13 protein-coding genes are annotated in these 17803 nt (G+C 50.9%); 8 read left to right on the forward strand and 5 right to left on the reverse strand.

The genetic code is table 11. The features are described from left to right. Window positions 1-2: 2 nt before the first annotated feature. Together BMW93_RS33820 and BMW93_RS33825 are read right to left on the reverse strand one after the other, a co-directional pair. Window positions 3-698 carry a LytTR family DNA-binding domain-containing protein gene (locus tag BMW93_RS33820; protein ID WP_090387042.1) on the reverse strand — a complete coding sequence of 232 codons (696 nt, stop codon included), beginning with the start codon at window positions 696-698 and terminating at the stop codon, window positions 3-5. Continuing rightward, entirely contained in the window at window positions 695-1951 is a 1257-nt protein-coding gene (locus BMW93_RS33825) for a sensor histidine kinase (RefSeq protein WP_177194277.1), read from the reverse strand. Before BMW93_RS33825 ends, BMW93_RS33820 begins: the two co-directional genes overlap by 4 nt. Between BMW93_RS33825 and BMW93_RS33830 the strand changes: the two genes are divergently transcribed. The 8 genes from BMW93_RS33830 to BMW93_RS33865 all read left to right on the forward strand — a co-directional run bounded on the left by BMW93_RS33830 (window position 1917) and on the right by BMW93_RS33865 (window position 12070). Then, the gene (locus BMW93_RS33830) at window positions 1917-3251 is read left to right on the forward strand and encodes an APC family permease (protein WP_090387044.1); all 1335 of its coding nucleotides are present in this window, start codon (window positions 1917-1919) and stop codon (window positions 3249-3251) included. The genes BMW93_RS33825 and BMW93_RS33830 overlap by 35 nt on opposite strands. Before the next feature lie 58 nt (window positions 3252-3309). Continuing rightward, the gene (locus BMW93_RS33835; RefSeq protein WP_090387046.1) at window positions 3310-5745 is read left to right on the forward strand and encodes a TonB-dependent receptor plug domain-containing protein; all 2436 of its coding nucleotides are present in this window, start codon (window positions 3310-3312) and stop codon (window positions 5743-5745) included. Window positions 5746-5898: 153 nt separating this feature from the next. Continuing rightward, entirely contained in the window at window positions 5899-7647 is a 1749-nt protein-coding gene (locus BMW93_RS33840) for a lipopolysaccharide assembly protein LapB (RefSeq protein WP_229241107.1), read from the forward strand. Beyond that, a complete protein-coding gene (locus BMW93_RS33845) occupies window positions 7637-8509 on the forward strand; it encodes a DUF4292 domain-containing protein (RefSeq protein WP_090387048.1) in 873 nt (290 codons plus the stop codon). Before BMW93_RS33840 ends, BMW93_RS33845 begins: the two co-directional genes overlap by 11 nt. Before the next feature lie 65 nt (window positions 8510-8574). Continuing rightward, the gene (locus BMW93_RS33850; protein ID WP_090387049.1) at window positions 8575-9915 is read left to right on the forward strand and encodes a murein hydrolase activator EnvC; all 1341 of its coding nucleotides are present in this window, start codon (window positions 8575-8577) and stop codon (window positions 9913-9915) included. Window positions 9916-10162: 247 nt separating this feature from the next. Beyond that, window positions 10163-10981 (forward strand): 3-methyl-2-oxobutanoate hydroxymethyltransferase, encoded by an 819-nt coding sequence (panB, locus tag BMW93_RS33855; protein WP_090387051.1) that lies wholly within the window; start codon window positions 10163-10165, stop codon window positions 10979-10981. Between the two features lie 27 nt (window positions 10982-11008). Next, the gene (locus BMW93_RS33860; RefSeq protein ID WP_090387053.1) at window positions 11009-11740 is read left to right on the forward strand and encodes an RluA family pseudouridine synthase; all 732 of its coding nucleotides are present in this window, start codon (window positions 11009-11011) and stop codon (window positions 11738-11740) included. Between the two features lie 6 nt (window positions 11741-11746). Next, window positions 11747-12070 (forward strand): DUF6787 family protein, encoded by a 324-nt coding sequence (locus BMW93_RS33865; protein WP_090387055.1) that lies wholly within the window; start codon window positions 11747-11749, stop codon window positions 12068-12070. Between the two features lie 26 nt (window positions 12071-12096). Here the strand turns inward: BMW93_RS33865 and BMW93_RS33870 are convergent, their stop codons facing one another. The 3 genes from BMW93_RS33870 to BMW93_RS33880 are packed head-to-tail and all read right to left on the reverse strand — an operon-like array spanning window position 12097 to window position 17793. Next, complete coding sequence (locus BMW93_RS33870) at window positions 12097-14427, reverse strand: CehA/McbA family metallohydrolase (RefSeq protein ID WP_229241115.1); 2331 nt, start codon at window positions 14425-14427, stop codon at window positions 12097-12099. A 1-nt stretch (window position 14428) separates the two neighbouring features. Further along, complete coding sequence (locus BMW93_RS33875; RefSeq protein WP_090387058.1) at window positions 14429-15877, reverse strand: DUF5723 family protein; 1449 nt, start codon at window positions 15875-15877, stop codon at window positions 14429-14431. Then, on the reverse strand, window positions 15874-17793 hold the full coding sequence (locus BMW93_RS33880) for an ATP-dependent DNA helicase RecQ (RefSeq protein ID WP_090387060.1): 1920 nt from the start codon (window positions 17791-17793) through the stop codon (window positions 15874-15876). The genes BMW93_RS33875 and BMW93_RS33880 overlap by 4 nt, the downstream gene beginning before the upstream one ends. Window positions 17794-17803: the final 10 nt, after the last annotated feature.

The following is a 17803-nucleotide window of genomic DNA, read 5'->3' on the forward strand; positions in this document are numbered from 1 at the left end:
AATCAGGCTTGCTGGTTCTTCCATTTTTCGATGAACTCGACATAACTGTCGCTTACCGGCAATTCAACACTCGATAAGAGCTTAACCTTCTTATTTTGAATGGATTTCACTTGCATAGTAGGAACAATGTAGCTTCGGTGAATGCGGCTAAACCCGCTTTCAGGCAAAATTTCAAGAATACCTTTCAACGACATCAGCGTCATCACCGGATGCCGCGAGCTCAGCAAATGGATTTTAATATAATCCTCCATGCCCTCGATGTAGGCAATATCAGTCAATGCAATCTTGATCGCCTTGTATTCCGAACGGACCACGATAGACTCCTCTTTTTCCCGCGGATTTTTCAGCGCAAAACGTTCCGCAGCCTTTTGCACGGACTTTTCAAAACGCTCAATAGTAATCGGTTTCAAAAGATAATCCACCGCTTCCAACTCAAATCCTTCGTAGGCAAACTTCTTATAGGCAGTCGTAAAAATGACCATAGGCCGTATTTCCAGCCTGGCAACCAGCTCCAAACCCGATAAGTCTGGCATATTAATGTCGATGAAAAGCAAATCGACCACATGGGTTTTCAGAAACCGCCCGCCTTCGATCGCATCGTCGAACGCCCCGACGAGTTCGATCACCGGAAATGCGGCAATGTATTTTTCCAGAACGCTCAGCGCGAGCGGTTCGTCGTCGATGATCACACATTTCATCTTCCCGAAAGTTTTAAATTCACCGTAAAAAACTCCCCGTCATTGCGGATATCGAGGTCGTACGATCCGCTGTAAAGCAGATCCAGCCTTTTTTGGGTATTCAAAATCCCCACACCTGTGCGTTCCTCGTCCTTACTGCGCTCGATAATCCGGTTCCGGCAAAAAAATTGAATATCGCCTTCCTGTAACTCCACGGCAATGCATATTACCGATTCGCGATGGTTGCTTACGCCATATTTGAATGCATTCTCCACGAAAGTCATCAGGATCAACGGCGCTATTTTAATGCCTCCCGGCTGACCTTTCACCTCAAAATCCAGGCTGGTTTTGGCATTTAACCTCAACTTTTGTAGTTCCACATAGTTTTCGAGACAAGCGAGCTCGTCTTCCAGCGGCACGTAATTTTCAGTCGCCTCCTCGGTAATGTACCGCATCATCTGCGACAGTTTGAGAATGCTCGGCGCGGTATGCGCGCTGCTGCTCACAGCGAGCGCATAAATGTTATTAAGGGTATTAAAAAGAAAATGTGGATTGATCTGCGCCTTGAAAAACGAGAGCTCGGCATGCGCCTTCTCCGCCTCGGAAAGGATAGCCCGCCGCTCCGACTGCCGCCATTCCCGTGAAATGCGGACCGCCATCGCTACCACCCATACGACAATAAAAAGCGTCAAACTCACGAAATCGACGGCCCTTTCGCGGTTCGGTCTCGGCATCGGCCGGGCATCGCCACCCGGAGGCGGGCCAGGCGGGCGACCGTCGCGAAACCCGTCGCGCGGCGGCTCAGGCCCTATTTCCCTACCCTGTTCCTGCCTGAACTTGCTGAATATGAGTCTCTCAAAAGGTTTGGAAAAATAGATAAGTACCAGCAGGCAGAGGAATATTCCACCGTATGCCACATAATGCTGTTTCAGGTAAAGTTTAGGGATCAGTACCAGCAAATTGCCGTAAAACAACACCGCATATACCAGAAAAAACAGCCAGAACCATCCCGATTGCAACACCTGCACCGGAAAATCGGCACTGGGCTCGCGGGAAACGATCGTGAGCGGGAGGCTCATGAACAATACCCACCCCAGCAAATGAATGATCCAAAGGTTCTTAGCCTTGAACATGGCGGTGCGACTGAGATTGGCGGAACGCGTGTATTTGATGACGAAGATAGGAGTTACATTCAGAAAAAGTTTCCTATTTTCGAAAAGCACATTTTCACTCCCCCCAATGCAGCAACCATCTACCCGAAATGAACTTTTCAAGATCCTGGGCGTCGGATTTGGCGTCGCGGTGACCGTCGGCGGCACCATCGGGACCGGCATTCTCCGGAAGCCCGGGCCTATCGCCGCACAGCTCGGCGATCCGGGGCTGATCATGGCATTGTGGATCGGAGTAAGCCTTTACGCATTCCTCGGCACGTTGTGTACGATCGAACTCGGCACTTCTGTCCCGCGTGCGGGCGCGTGGTACGTGTATGCGCAGCGTGCGTTCGGGAACTATGCCGGATTTGTGGTCGGCATTAACAGCTGGCTGGGTACCTGTTCAGCGCTCGGTTTTGGCGTGTACACGATGAGTGAATATATCGCGCTGCTTATCCCCTCGCTGGTGGGTTACGAACCCTATGTAGCCGCGGGTATCCTGCTCGCACTCACGGTGATTCACTGGATCGGGCTGGCATTGGCGAGCAGTTTTCAGAATATCATGAGCTTGCTGAAAGGCATCGGGCTCTTTGCATTCGTAGCGGTTTGTTATTTGTATGGAAATGAGGTTACTGTGGAAGAGGCGCAGGTCACTACCAGCAAAATCATCGAAACCGGTTCCTGGCTGGCACCCGTAGTTTTCTCCCTGCAAGCCATATTTTACACTTACGACGGCTGGCATACTGCGGCCTACTTTTCCGAAGAAGACCGCGATCCTTCCAAAAACCTGCCCAAATCGATGATCGGGGGTGTTTTGGTCATCATCGCGATTTACCTGCTCTGCAACCTGGCGATTCTTCACGTGCTGCCGATGGACCGGCTCGCCCAATCGAAACTGGCTGCTGCCGACGCGATTACGTTGATTTTCGGCGCAGGTTCCGGCAAGATTGTAACCCTGTTCCTGATGATTTCAATTCTGGGCATTGTCAATGCACAGCTTTTGTTCAATCCAAGAGTGCTTTATTCGATGAGTCGCGACGGGCTCTTTCTCAAATCCGGCGTTACAGTGAACCAGGGAGGCACGCCGGCAGTGGCTATGCTCATTACCTCGGCGGTCGCTATCACGTTGATTCTCATAGGGAAAGATGCAACCGAAAAATTGTCTGACATCGCAACGTTCTTTTTTGTTCTGGGCTATACTTCCGGATTTGCGTCACTGTTAGCGTTGCGGAAGAAAGAGCCTCTTTTGCCACGGCCGTGGAAGGTCCCCGCCTACCCTTTTCTGCCTGTATTAATGCTCATCCTATCGATCGCCTTCCTGATCGGCGCCATTGTGCAGGATCTGCCAAGCAGCCAGTATGCACTGCTGTTCCTTGTGATAAGTTACCCTGTCTATTTGCTGGTTCGCAAGCTGAATCAGTAGAATTACTTTGCAAGTTTATTTTAGGTAAATTGCATATATAACAAATCTGCTCAATGCTATGCCGTGGAAGAAGAACTTCATCAACTATGCACTGCTTGCCGCCATTGCCCTGGCTTTTACAGCATTCCAATGGTCGGAAGAAGATTTTATTCAATTCATTTCCAATAAATTAAGCAAATATCGGGGCGCAATACCGGTAGAAAAAGCCTACCTGCATCTCGATAAGCCCTATTACGCGACCGGCGACACGCTCTGGTTCAAGGCATACCTGACCGAAGGAGCGCTGCATTTGGCCGATAGCGCCAGCAATCTCCTCTACGTCGACCTCATCGAGCAGCGTTCGGGTAAGAATGCAATTTTAAAACGTGTACAAATGATCGGCGGCATTGGCCATGGCGAGATTGTTCTCGCCGATTCGATTGCGCCCGGCGCGTACACGATCCGTGCGTATACCAACTGGATGCGCAATGCGCCCGAGGACTTTTTCTTCCAAAAAAATGTGTATGTATTTAATTATGAACAAAATACATCCGCGAACACGACAACGGGCAAGATAGATCTGCAATTTTTTCCCGAAGGCGGACAACTGGTAACAGATATCAATACACGGGTAGCTTTCAAGGCCGTCAATGAAGCCGGACTGGCACAAGACGTGGCAGGCTTTGTATTGGCCCAGAGCGGCGATACCGTGGCATCATTCAAAAGCGAACATTTGGGAATGGGGAGGTTCCAGTTCGCGCCGAAAGCGGGGGAGTCTTACCGGGCATTTGTGAAGGAAAGCAATGGCAATGTGACCCCGTTTGCATTTCCGAAAGTATACGACACCGGATTTACAATGGTGGTTGACAACCTTTCAAATCCGCTCAAAATGAGGGTGATAGCTTATGCCAAAGTCCCCGGAAAAACGGAGATTCCTGTTCATGTCGTAGGCCATGCGCGGGGCATCGTCGCGTTTGTCGCGAAGGGAAAAATCGGCAGCCGCGGATTGATGATGCAACTGCCGACTGCGGAGTTACCTGACGGCATTACCCATCTTACGCTTTTTGACGACACAGGCAAACCCGTTTCCGAGCGACTCGTATTTATCAATCATTTCAGAAGTCTGAATGTGCATGTCAAACCTTCGAAAACTGAATATAAGCCGCGTGAAAAAGTAGATTTGGAAATAGCCGTGACCGATTCTGCCGGCAAACCCGTGGCAGCCGATCTTTCCCTGTCGGTCACCGATGCCGGCCAGATTTTGCAGCAGCCATTCGAACAAAATATTGTTTCATACCTATTGTTATCCTCTGATTTAAAAGGCATTATAGAACAGCCCGCCTACTATTTCGACCCCGCAAGGTCGGACCGCAAAATCCATCTCGATTATCTGATGATGACGCACGGCTGGACGCGCTTCAAATGGGAGGATGTGCTACGCGACTCCATTCCACCGATCAAACGGTATGTCGAGCAAGGCATTACCCTCGAAGGCGACGCGAAGCGAAACAATAAAAGGCTGACCGAAAAAACCGCATTATCGCTCTTCCTCAGCAACGACAGCCTCAGCAATTTTATGACTTCGGAAACGGACGAAAATGGCCATTTCATCATTTATAACCTGGCTTTCAGCGATTCCCTCCAACTCCGCATTCAGGGAATGAATAAAAAAGGAAACCAGAGCCTGTCGTTTGCGCTCAATCCTTTCGATGCGCCGCGTGCTTCGATGGTTAAAATTCCTTTCAAACCGGTGACTGTCGATGCGCAACGTCTCGCCGATTTCCTTAAAAATGCCGCACAGGACCAGGAGATTTCAAGAAAAATCCGCGAAAACCGCGAGCGGCTTCTCAAGGAAGTGACGATCAAAGCAAAAAAAGAAGTGCCCCGCGATTCCCGGAAACTTTATAGTTCAGCCGACGCGAGCCTGAAAGTGACGCCTCAAATGGCCTCCGGCTATACCAGCATCCTCGATATGCTCCAGGGGCGCGTCGCCGGCGTATCGATCATGGGTTCGGGGATGAATGCGGTGGTATCGATCCGGGGCAACAGGGGCGAGCCGCTTTTCGTACTGGATGGTATGCCAGTGGATAAGGCGCTGATCACCTCGCTGAACGTATTCGATGTAGAGTCGATCGACGTATTGAAAGGGCCGTCGGCGGCGATATACGGCAGCAGGGGAGGAAACGGGGTTATTTCGGTGCTTACCAAGCGCGGAAACGAGAATTACGACTATTCGCAGGACATTGTACCGGGTGTTTTGGTCACCAAAATTGCCGGTTTTCATATACCGCGGGAGTTTTATTCCCCCCAATACGGCCCTGCCAGCCCGCCGGCACCGAACCCCGATTTCCGGTCGACGGTTTTCTGGGCACCTATGCTCAAAACCGGTAGCGACGGCAAGGCCCGGGTAAGCTATTACCATTCCGATGCAACAAGCCCGGCGGATATCCGCGTCGAGGCGCTCAGCCCGGGCGGGTTGCCTGGTTTCGGAAAATCGGCCTACTCGGTGCGATAAGGGCTATTCCGGCATAAGATTATATATATTTCCACGTTAGTATACTTATTTGGAAAGACATTTGGGCAGACCATACTCACAAATTTGGTAACTTTGTTATTTACACTGAAATAGCCGGTCATGTCCCACGATCTGATGGCGCACGATTAAAATATGAGGACCGAATATTTGAAAATAACCCTTCTTATTTGCCTCGTATCGGCCTCCTGGCTGATGACGCCGGCCCATGCGCAGCGTCGTAAAGATCGTGACAAACAGGAAGTAAAGGAAGAGGGCGTCATGACCAGGCTGGAAGGGGAGTCGATGGCCGCCGAGGGAATGAAATTCATGATGAAGGACGAACCCGACCGTGCATTACCGGTATTTGAAAAGCTCGCCTTGCTCAGTCCGCAGGATGCTACCACGCATTACCTGGTGGCTACGGCGCTTATCAAGCTCGAAAAATACGACGAGGCGATCACTGCTTCAAAAAAGGCGCATGATCTTGACAAAGAGAACATTTTTTACTCGCAGCAACTCGCGGAACTTTACGCGAAACGCCGCAAATACTCGGAAGCCGCCCAGATTTACGAAACCCTGGTGGCCAAAAACCCCGAAAATATCGAGTACGGAATAGAAATGGCAGCCGTTTACGTTTTTGCCGATCAATTCGATAAGGCAATCGAGACGTACAACAAGCTGGAAAAATCAATGGGTGTGACCGAAGAGATCACACACCAGAAGCAGCAGCTTTACCTCCGCCAGAACAATCTTGACAAAGCATTAGAAGAAGGTAAAAAGCTGATCGCCGCCGAGCCCGGAGAGGTGAGTTACCGCGTGGAACTGGCTGAAATGCTGATCGCTAACGACCGCATTGTAGAAGCGGTAGCGCCATTGGAAGAAGCATTGAAAATCAATCCGGACGAAGCACAGGCCCATGTACTGCTGGCTGATATTTACCGCCGCAATGGTGACGTGCAGAAATGCAACCAGGAGCTGAAACAGGTTTTTGCCAACCCCAACCTCGACGCGGATCCTAAAATCCGCGTGCTTTCCGGCTATTTGACAATGCTGAAAACCGAAAACGAGGTGAATGAGGCTGTTCAACTGGCCCGCCAGCTTTCGGAAACACACCCGAACGAGGCGAAAGCGACGGTCATTTACGCCGATTTGCTGACCCGCCAGGGCAAATATGCCGAATCACGGCAGCTTTACCTGAAAGCCGTAGCGTCCGATCCCAACGTTTTCCAGGTTTGGGGCGCGATTATGCAGCTCGACGGGCAGCTCAACCAGCCCGACAGCATGTTGGCACATTCCGAGAAAGCTTTGGAGTTGTTCCCGAACCAAGGCACGTTCTGGTATTTCAACGGAACGGCGCATTTGATGAAGAAAAACTACAAGGAAGCCAGTTCGTCGCTGGAAGAAAGCCTGAAAATGATCGGTGAAAATCCCCAGTTGGTGCCATTAATCCACGCACAGCTCGGCGACGCATTCAACGGAATCGGAGAACACGACAAATCCGACGCCGCCTACGAGCTCGCATTGAAAGCCGACCCGGACAACGATCACGTTTTGAACAATTACAGCTATTTTCTTTCGCTGAGAAAAGAAAAACTGGATCTGGCACTCAAAATGTCGGAAAAACTGGTGCAGCAGCATCAAAACAACCCTACTTACCTCGATACCTATGCCTGGGTATTATATATTCGCAAGGACTACAAAAAAGCGAAGGAGTTCCTCGAAAAGGCAATGCTTGACAGCAGCAGTGTGAGTGGCACAATTGTTGAGCATTATGGGGATGTCCTGTTCAAACTAGGTGAACGGGACAATGCGGTGGCCCAATGGAAAAAAGCCAAGAGAATGGGAGAGACCACCGAACTTCTTGACAAAAAAATAGCAACAGGTGCATTACATGAGCAGTAAAATTACGGTTGGGCTGGTAGCCATGTCGCTGATATGGTTCACGGCTTGTCATAAACCGCGTTCTTCCAAAAGTGTTTCTAAAAATCCGGACATCGATACAACGCTGATTACCAGGAGCCCGGAAGCCAAAGACTCCATAGTCAAAGATACCACGGCCGCCTCGGCAGCGGTTGTGCCCGAAGCGGGCGAGGCAATGCCGGTCGTGAAGGTCAACGAAGTCGATTTTCAATATCTGACGGCCAAATCCAAGTTCTCCTTCAAAAGCGCCAAACAGGATTTTGATAATACGAACGTCAATATCCGCATGAAAAAGGACAGCATTATCTGGCTGTCGGTAACGGGCGTCGGCCTGGAAGTAGCACGGGGCATTATCACGCGGGATTCCATTGTTTTTATGGACAAAATCCACCGCGATTATTTCGTTTTTAACTACGAACAGCTCAGCAAACAATACAATTTCGATCTCAATTTCGATCTCCTGCAATCGGTGATCATCGGTAATATGCCGTTCGAAATGCAGGAAGACGGTCGTTTTGTGAAGGAAAACGACTTTTATATCCTTAAACAGGCCGTCGACAGACTGGAAGTCGACAACTACATCGCTGAAAAGAACCAGAAACTCTCGCGCCTGAAAGCAACGGAAGTGCCTACGCAGAACACTTTTACCCTGGATTACGAGGATTTCAGGCAGGTAGGCCAATTCCTATTCCCGTTTACGAGCCTCATCAACCTGAACGTGCTTTCCAAAGAACAGCAGAAACGCGAAACAACCATGCGCCTCAAACACAGCAAGGTGGAATTGGTAAACCAAAGTCCCGGTTTTCCGTTTAATGTTCCTTCGAGCTACAAGCGTAAAAGGTAAAATACAGAAAGTCTGCTTAACTTTGCCCGCCGTGAGATGTATTTTTGGCCGCAAGAATCAATATTATGCCCTTTCGTACCCCTGGTAGCCGTCGTTTTTGGTTAGTGCTTACATTCGTGCTCTGCGCATGCGCAGGTGCATTTGCGCAGAAGACCCGCGAGCAATTGGAGCGCGAAAAGGCTGAAAACCAGGGAAAAATCAGAGAGATCCAGAGCATTTTGAAACAGACTTCTTCCCAAAAGAACGTCAACCTCGGGCAGCTCAAAGCACTGAACCAGCAGATTAATACCTACAAAAGGCAGATAGACCTTCTGACCGACGACCTCGAAATCCTCGACCGCGAATTGAAAGTGCTCGAAAAACGACGCCAGGCGCTGGATAGCAGCCTTGCGGTGCTCAAAGAAGAGTACGGCCATATGATTTACGAGGCTTCCAAACGGAACGCCTATTTCAATCAGCTTGTTTTCCTTTTCTCGGCAGGAACTTTCAACCAGTTTGTGCTGCGCTATAAGTATTTGAAACAATATACGGAGGCACGTCAGGGCCGCGCCAAGGAAATCGATGTTTTGCAAAAGCAGGTAATGGCGGAACGCCAGCGCATTACGTCGAAAAAGAATCAGCAAAAGAATGTCCTGGACACACGGGTTACTGAAAATACCAAGCTGGAAGGCCTGAAAGTGAAGCAGAACGAGGTGATACAGGAGCTCTCGCAGAAAGAAGTGGAACTGCGGAAGCAGATTGCCGAGAATAAACGCGCTACGGACCTTTTGGAATCCAGTATCCGTCGCATCGCCGAACGCGAGCGCCGGGAACGCCTCGAAAGGGAGCGTCGCGAGCGGGAGGAACGCGAAGCGCGCCGGAAAGCGGAACGCGAAAGAATAGCCCGGGAGAATGCCGAACGGGAGAAAAAAGGAGAAGCTGCCGTGGAGGCCCCGAAAGAAGTGGAAGAGGAGCACGTAGTTTCGAACGGAATGAGCGAGGAAGAAACCACGCTGGCGTCGTCGTTCACGGCTTCGCAAAATCGCCTTCCGTGGCCGGTAAAAGGATTCGTTTCCAGCCATTTCGGCCAGCGGCCGCACGCGGTTTTGAAGGGCGTGATGGTGGATAACCTCGGAATCGACATCCAAACGACCGCCGGGGAGTCGGTAAGGTCTGTCTATGACGGGACGGTGCTCGACGTAACCGAACTGCCCGGAATGGGCAGCGTAGTGGCGATCCAGCACGGAAATTATATGACGATTTACGCCAAAATGACCGGGGTAGCCGTACGCGCCGGGCAAAAGGTGAAAGCACGTGAAAATATCGGCCGGGTAGCCACCGACAGCGATGGTACCTCGGAATTGCAATTCCAGATCTGGAAAAACACCTCGCGACTGAACCCCGAAAACTGGCTGTTAAACCGGTAACACGCTCTCCATGTATGAGAAACGTGGAGGTATGTCAAGAATAGTCAGAGGTTGTCAGATATAGTCATTTATAGTAGAGAGTTTGGGATATCGTAAACACAAGTCTCCTCCTCCCAACAAAACCTGACCACAAATGACAATACCTGACCACACATGACAATACCTGCCCACAAATGGCAATACCTGACCACACACGACCACACCAAGTACCATTTACGAATTTCGATTACCATTACCGATAACCACCATGTCTGTACATACTGCTGATATTAAGCGAATTACGACCCACGTGATTCAGGAAATGAAGAACCGTGGCGAAAAAATTACCTGTCTTACCGCCTACGACTACTCCATGGCGGGGATCGTGGATGCAGCCGGCGTCGAGCTGATCCTGGTGGGCGATTCCGCTTCCAATGTTATGGCCGGCCATGAAACAACGCTGCCGATTACGATCGATCAGATGATTTACCATGCGTCGTCGGTGGTGCGGGCGGTGAAACGTGCATTGGTTGTTGTGGATTTACCTTTCGGTTCCTACCAGGGCAATTCCCGCGAGGCTTTGAATTCGGCCATCCGCATTATGAAAGAATCCGGCGCACACGCCGTGAAACTCGAAGGCGGATTGGAAATCAAGGATTCGGTCACGCGCATACTAAGCGCAGGCGTGCCCGTAATGGGGCATTTGGGGCTTACACCGCAGTCTATTTACAAATTCGGGACTTACACCGTCCGTGCGAAACAAGAGGGCGAAGCGCAGAAATTGATCGAGGATGCCAAAATGCTCGAAGAAGTGGGTTGCTTTTCGGTAGTACTCGAAAAAATCCCCGCTAAGTTGACCAAACAGGTTTCGGAAAGCATTCAAATCCCGACGATCGGAATCGGTGCCGGGCCGCATGCCGACGGGCAGGTACTGGTAATTCACGACCTGCTGGGCATTAACAAGGAATTCAAACCGCGGTTTTTACGCCATTATGCCGATTTAAATGGCGTGATGACCACCGCGATCACCAATTATATTTCAGACGTAAAAGGCAGGTCATTCCCGAACGAATCGGAATCATACTGATCTTTTAAAAAGTATTAAACTAATAATATGGCTAAAAAACCTTTTCGGGTTGTTTACGAAGATAATCACCTGATCATCGTCAATAAGGAGCCGGGCATCCTGGTTCAGGCCGATGTTACCGGCGATACGTGCCTGCTCGATATGGTCAAAGACTATATTAGGGAGGAGTACAACAAGCCGGGGGCCGTGTTTCTCGGCACCGTACACCGCCTTGATCGCCCTGTAAGCGGGCTCGTCGTATTCGCACGCACGTCTAAGGCGCTCGAACGCATGAACGAGATATTCCGCAAGCGCGACGTTCAGAAGACATATTGGGCAGTTGTGAAAAACAAACCTGCCGAAAAGAAAGGCAAACTCGTGCATTGGCTAACCAAAAATGAAGCCCGCAATGTCACCACGGCACACGACGAAGAAGTGCCCGGCTCACAGCGCGCGGAACTTTCGTATCGCTGGGTCGGGGAGATCAATAAATTCCATTTGCTGGAAGTAATGCCGGTTACCGGCAGGCCGCACCAAATCCGTGTGCAGCTGGCGTCGATGAACTGCCCGATCCGCGGGGATGTCAAATACGGGTATCCCAAAGGCAATCCCGACGGCAGCATTAACCTGCACGCACGCAGGCTGTATTTCGAGCATCCCGTTAAAAAAGAGCCCGTTATCTGCCGCGCAGGCGTTCCTGACGATCCTTTTTGGGAAGAATTCTTAACTTTGGATAAAGAGGTGATCAAACCCGAACACCTGGATTTCTTTCACGAATAATATCCGATGATCGAAAAACTGAAACAGCGCTGGAACGTTCGGAATGGGTGGGATGTACTCATCATTCTGGTCGTTTTTGCCTGTACCGGTTTTTCGGTCCTCTACGTCAAACGCTGGCTTTTCGACCTGATCGGGCTCACGGAAAGCTCGCCCGCGTGGCTGCGCTGGACAGTCAATATCCTCATCATTCTGCCGCTCTACCAGGTCATTTTGCTGGCTTGGGGCTGGATCTGGGGTAAATTCACATTCTTCTGGGAGTTTGAAAAACGGATGTTCAGCCGGATAGGAGGACTATTCCGCTCGAAAAAGGCTGAAACAACGCCTGAATAGGACCTTACTTGCTTGCCCAAGTGCATTTACTTACCTCCCGTGGCGATGAGCCTCCGATACACTTTGCGCGCCTTTTCGTAAGCCTCAGCGGCCCCACTACGCTCTTCTGTACGGATATTCGGCTCCTTCATTTTCCAGCATTGTTCCAAAGCTGCAAGGCACCATTCCGCACTCTGTTTCTCGAGAATAGGTTGGTTATTGATTTTTACAGAAACCGGGTTCGAATGTGAGCTGGGATAAACGCGTACCGCCAGCCAGCCTGATTGGGTGATTTTGGGAGAAAAACTGATGTCTGCCAACTTTCCATCTGCCTGTACCTCAACGGTATCGACCGGAACCCCATTGAATATCAGCTCCGCACGCACGGCCCGGGATTGTCCGATCCGCGACCGTTCTATATCCCAATACGGCTTCTCGGTAATCGGAGATCGCGCGATGGTTTTACCGGCGTTATCTTGCTTTTCGGGCAGGTAAGCGGCCAGTTTGGCTGTCACCTTTACAGTACCCGGCGATTTCAACGCCAATTCGCTTTCGCCGGTACCCGCCTCCACGCCATCGACTTTAAAATCCATAATGTGCGATTTACCATCGGATACGTAGCTTCTGCCCAATTGCAGGGCCTCTACATATCCATCGTAATCCATCGTATTTTTTGGTTTGAAATAACTTCGCGCCTGGCCTACGCGCGCGTCCGTAATGCATGGGAAGTCGGTTTCTCCGCTCAGACGCGTTTTAAAGCCACAATTGAGCGTGTGGTAATACATATTGAGTTCCCACGGTGCGGGAGTGTCACCCGCGCTGAAAAAGTCGACGAGGCCGTCGGTAACCGTTACTATGTATTCAACGGCGCCGATCCCGTCCATTTTGGGAGTAATGTAGTTTGGTAGCCTGGTAGTAGGCTCCATCGGTTCCAATCCCCAGCCCGAATGCGCATAACCCACCACGCCGCCCTGCTTTTTAGCCCAGGAGAGCACCGGCGCCGTCCAGCTGGGCCATTGTTCGATGGTGGTGGTACCGGGGTAATCATCTTCTTTAATCCTCAACAAAACAATATGCCCCGCATGCGAGGACGGAAAGCCTGAAACCTCCACATCATTGCGCATGATCGTTTTCTTGCCCGAAAGCGGGTGATCCTTTGCAGTAAAAAATGTCTTCTGATGGTACCAGCTGGGCCCCCAGGCCAGATTGGCCGCCATATTTAAATCCTCGCCCAGCACCTGCCGGAACATATCTTTCGGGTCGACGCCCTCCGTAGGACTATCGTAGTGGCTGCAACCCGCGGCATGAATATGGTGATCGGCGCTGAACCAGCCGAGTTTGGACATCTGTATCCACCTTTTCAATTGAAACGAAACATTAACCGATGCTTTTCCCTCCGGAACGGTAATCTCCTGCGTTTGAGGGATGTACTCAGGCCCGCGCGTATACGTGACCTTGTATTTGCCCGGTGGCAGTGTCACGTGTTCGCCGCTCTTACGGTAAATCTGTGGTTGGAAAAAGAAATCGGGGTACTCGTCGAATGCGGCCACGCGGCGCGATGGTAACGGGTAAATACCTTTGAATTGGCCGGATGCATGCTCCTGGCCGTCGGTGATCACGAAGGAAGCCATAGTGGCCGCTCCGTCGTCGTCTTTTACATCAAAATTGACCTTTACCGCAGGTTTTACATCGAACAAAATATGGGTTGCATTCCTGAAACCAATGTCCTGCGAGCCCTGGCCCGCATTATAACCGATTTCCGCCTCGCGTTTGCCCGCATCCTTGGAATAGACCTGAACCACCGCATATTCGAGTTTCAAGCCCGACAGATTGGCCTGCAACGGCCTTCCCGCATAAATCTGAATATCGAGAAAACGGTTTGCAACCTGCCCCTCGGTCAGCTTATGCTCTTCTTTTACCCTGTGCTCGAAGGATGGGGAGTGATAGGGCTTTAATGCATTGGGGCTGGTAGCCTCAAATTTGGCGGTAATGCCTGCTTCATTGTGAATTTTGACCAGAAAGGCCGTCCAGCCACCCTGTACCAATGTCGCCTTTGCAGGCCCGCGGTCCACTTTTACCCGCCCTTCCGGGTTGATATGGACCACATTCAGGCAATAGGGATCGAGAATGGACTGGATTTGCGCGACGGTTTCCTTCGACAACGGCCCACGCTCCAATGCTTTCAGCTTTGCGGCATCGGTAGCCTGCAATGCATTGCCTGAAAACGAAAGTGCTTCCTGCAAGCGCATGGCCTGCGCGAGCAAAGGCTGCGGGTCCACGTCGCTCGTGGTAGCGTGGCCGGCGTGCTGATCGTGCTGCCCGAGCAGCATCAGTGGGAAGAAAACTGCTAAAAGGAATAGGGCAGACGATGTTTTCATATCAATCCTTGTCTTTTTTACGAGCTGCTTTCCACGCGGTGAAGCCGATGTACATCATGCTCCCGCGTGCGCCGCCGCTTTTCATGAGGCCATTTACATTGCTAAAACCCAGGAATACCGGTCCGAAATGCCCTGCGAGGCCAATCGAAGGCCGGTTATTACCCTGAATGAACGAAATCGGGAACGAAAGGCCCGAGTCCTCATCCTCAAAGCGTGGCGTTATAATAAAAGTATTAGGCACGTACATATCTAATGAGTTCGTTCCACCGGACCCTCCGCCCGAGCTTTTCAGGCGGCTCGTGCGCGAGAGGTTCAGAAAGAAGCCGTGGAAAACCTGCAAATCGGCTTCCAGGTTGAGCGCCTGGGGTAATTTCACTTTTTGAGCAAATGCGGAACTGGTGTCGCCCGGGAAAAGGCTCATAAAACCTTCCGGCCCACGATCACTGATGGTTTCCAGCTGCGTCTGCCCGACTACTACATCGCTATGCGTGCCTCTTACGACCCTGGAATCAGCCGTTTTGTATTTCACGGAACCGACATCCGTCAATGAACCCGCCAAACGAACCAGGTAATCGGGACTGTCGTTGTAAACTTCCTTGCGACCTTTCCAAACAGAACCGATTTCATAGGAAAAACCAAGGTCATAGCCCCAGCCGGAGCCATATTTGCCTGAATCAAACAGATTGCCTACGCCCGCCTTCCGGTTTGGTGTGCTGTATCCGCTTTCGTATGTAAGGTTATCGATTTCCAACTGGCTAATGTCCGGATCGCTGCTCTTGACCGGGTTAATGCTGTAACGGTCCGCATTGCCTCTCAAATAGGCCACGCGAGCCCCGAAAACGCGTTTCACCGTCACGCCGGCGCGGAATTTATGCCCTTCCATATCGAGCAACTGTACGCCGTAGGAAAAGCTGAGATCGGAAAAGCTTTGCTGTACCAAACTGAAATCGCCCCAGGCTTCATCGGAAAGCGGCGGTGTGCTGCCGGTATCCAGCCTTTTCATATACAGATTATCAATGGCGGAAGGAATATTTCGCCCCAACACAAACCCGCGCGTACGCAACTGCACCGCCACGCCGTGGTATTTACCCAATGCAAAAGACACCGAAGGCCAGCGGATTTCACCTGTCAGAAATATGGGGTCTTTGTAGGTAAGCGAGCCCATCGTGCGCGAGCGACCGTAGAGTTCTTTCGTAGAATGCGGCGCGAGAATGGGATATAAAAACGAATTTTCCCCGATGAAACGGAAATAGCGATACTTAATGCTCCCGCCGAGTGTAAGGACATTGATCTGAAACTTATGCCTCGGCCCGCCGAGCACTGACGGGTTGTAGGTCGACCGGTACAAGCCGCCGTAATTACTGAATTGCAGGCCGGGAATCTGTTGAGCGACAACGCATTGCAGGGTTGTCAGGATAAATAGTGTTGTGGCGAGTAATGAGGTTTTCAAGGTTGAGTTTTGTTAGTCGGGGTCAGCATTCCCTGTTCGTTGTAATGGATCGCTTCCTCCTGGATTAATTCTTGTAATGTTTTTAGAAACGCGTCGTCTGCCAGATATTTAAATGCACGACTGAGTTCCGCAGGCAACATCGGGCCTTCGCGGTTCAAAAAATCGGTGATCTGGCCGGCCAAAGCGGCTTCACGGATCTCGTCATTCTTTCGGTTTTGAATGCATATATCGCATACACCACATTCCTCCGCATCGAATTCGTGAAAATATTCAAGTAAAAGCAAAGTCCGGCACCGTTTAGTATGTGACGCGTAGCGGATCACCGCCTGCGCTTTTTGAAGGTCGCGGTCCTTTTTCTTTTGTATTTCAAAAACGTTCAGCGGCAGTAAAGAAGAATCATAGCGCGGTGTCAGGAATGTGAGCTGGGGCTTGTCTTTTCTGGGCTCGTAATCGATAATTTCGCGTTCGGCCAGGAATTTCAGCTTCCTCAGGACCTCGGGTACGGTGGCGAAATGAATCTGTGCCAGTTCGGTTTCGGAAATGCGCACATATTCTGTAAAAAGCTCCCCTCCGTACATTCGCAAGATCAGTTTGATAAACGAATCCAGCTCCTGGTAACGTATCTGAAAGTCGTACAATTGCCGGTTATCGACCAGGAAATGGATTTTGGAAGAATCCCCGAAGCTCTCGCTGAGCTGCACAAAACCCTCTTCTTCAAGCAGTTTCAATGCATAATGCGTCTCATTTACCGGCAAGCCGAATATCCCCGCAAATTCCTGGATATCGAATTCATAACCCGACAATTCTCCGGAACCGATCGCCACCTTATAATAATTGGCCAAAGCCTGGTACACGCGCCGGAGCATCTCCACCGGCGGATATTTCCGTTCGATGCTGTCGATCAGCTCTTCCAGGTCGATTTTATTGAAAATAGCCACCGCATATGCCTTTCTTTCATCCCTTCCCGCACGCCCGGCTTCCTGGTAATAGGCTTCGAGGTTATCGGATAAATCGAAATGGATCACGGCACGGACATCCGGCTTATCGATTCCCATTCCGAATGCATTGGTGGCTACTACAATGCGAATGCGGTTCTGTATCCAGGCAGTTTGCCGGTCGGAACGGTCTTTAAAAGGCAGTCCCGCATGGTAGCTGGTAGCCGAAATTCCCTGGCGGTTCAGCCAGTCGGCGAGGTCTTTTGTGCGCTTTCTGGTTCGAACGTATACGATCCCCGTTCCCTGTACATTACGTAAAATCTGTAATAATTTCCGCTCTTTACTTTCCTCCGGAAACGCCGAATAGGAGAGGTTGGCTCTTGCGAAGGATTGCTTGAAAACCCTCGCATTGCGCATTTCGAGCTTGTCGAGAATGTCCGCGCGCACTTCCTCGGTAGCAGTGGCGGTCAATGCCATCACCGGGACTTTCGGCAAAAGCTTCCGGAATTCGGCGATAAGCAGGTAAGATGGCCGGAAATCATAGCCCCAGGCCGAAATACAATGCGCCTCGTCGATCGCGAGCAGGCACACGTTCATACGCTTCGTGCGCGCGATCATGATATCCGTACGCAGGCGTTCGGGCGAGACGTAGAGAAATTTGGTATTGCCGTGCACGCAGTTGTCCAGCGTAATATCGATCTCCGTCTTGCTCATGCCCGAATGGATCGCCGCGGCGGGAATATGCCTGCGTTTGAGCTGCTCCACCTGGTCTTTCATGAGCGCAATAAGCGGCGTTACCACAATGCAAACGCCTTCGGAAGCCATTACCGGCACCTGAAAACAAATGGATTTCCCGCCCCCGGTAGGAAGCAGCACCAGCGTATCCATGCCATTCAGGACGGCCATGATGGCATCTTCCTGAAACGGCCGGAAAGCGTCGTAACCCCAATATTGTTTCAGGACAGACCGGATATCAGCCATCGGAATACGA

This window comes from Dyadobacter sp. SG02, assembly GCF_900109045.1.
GTDB lineage: Bacteria > Bacteroidota > Bacteroidia > Cytophagales > Spirosomataceae > Dyadobacter.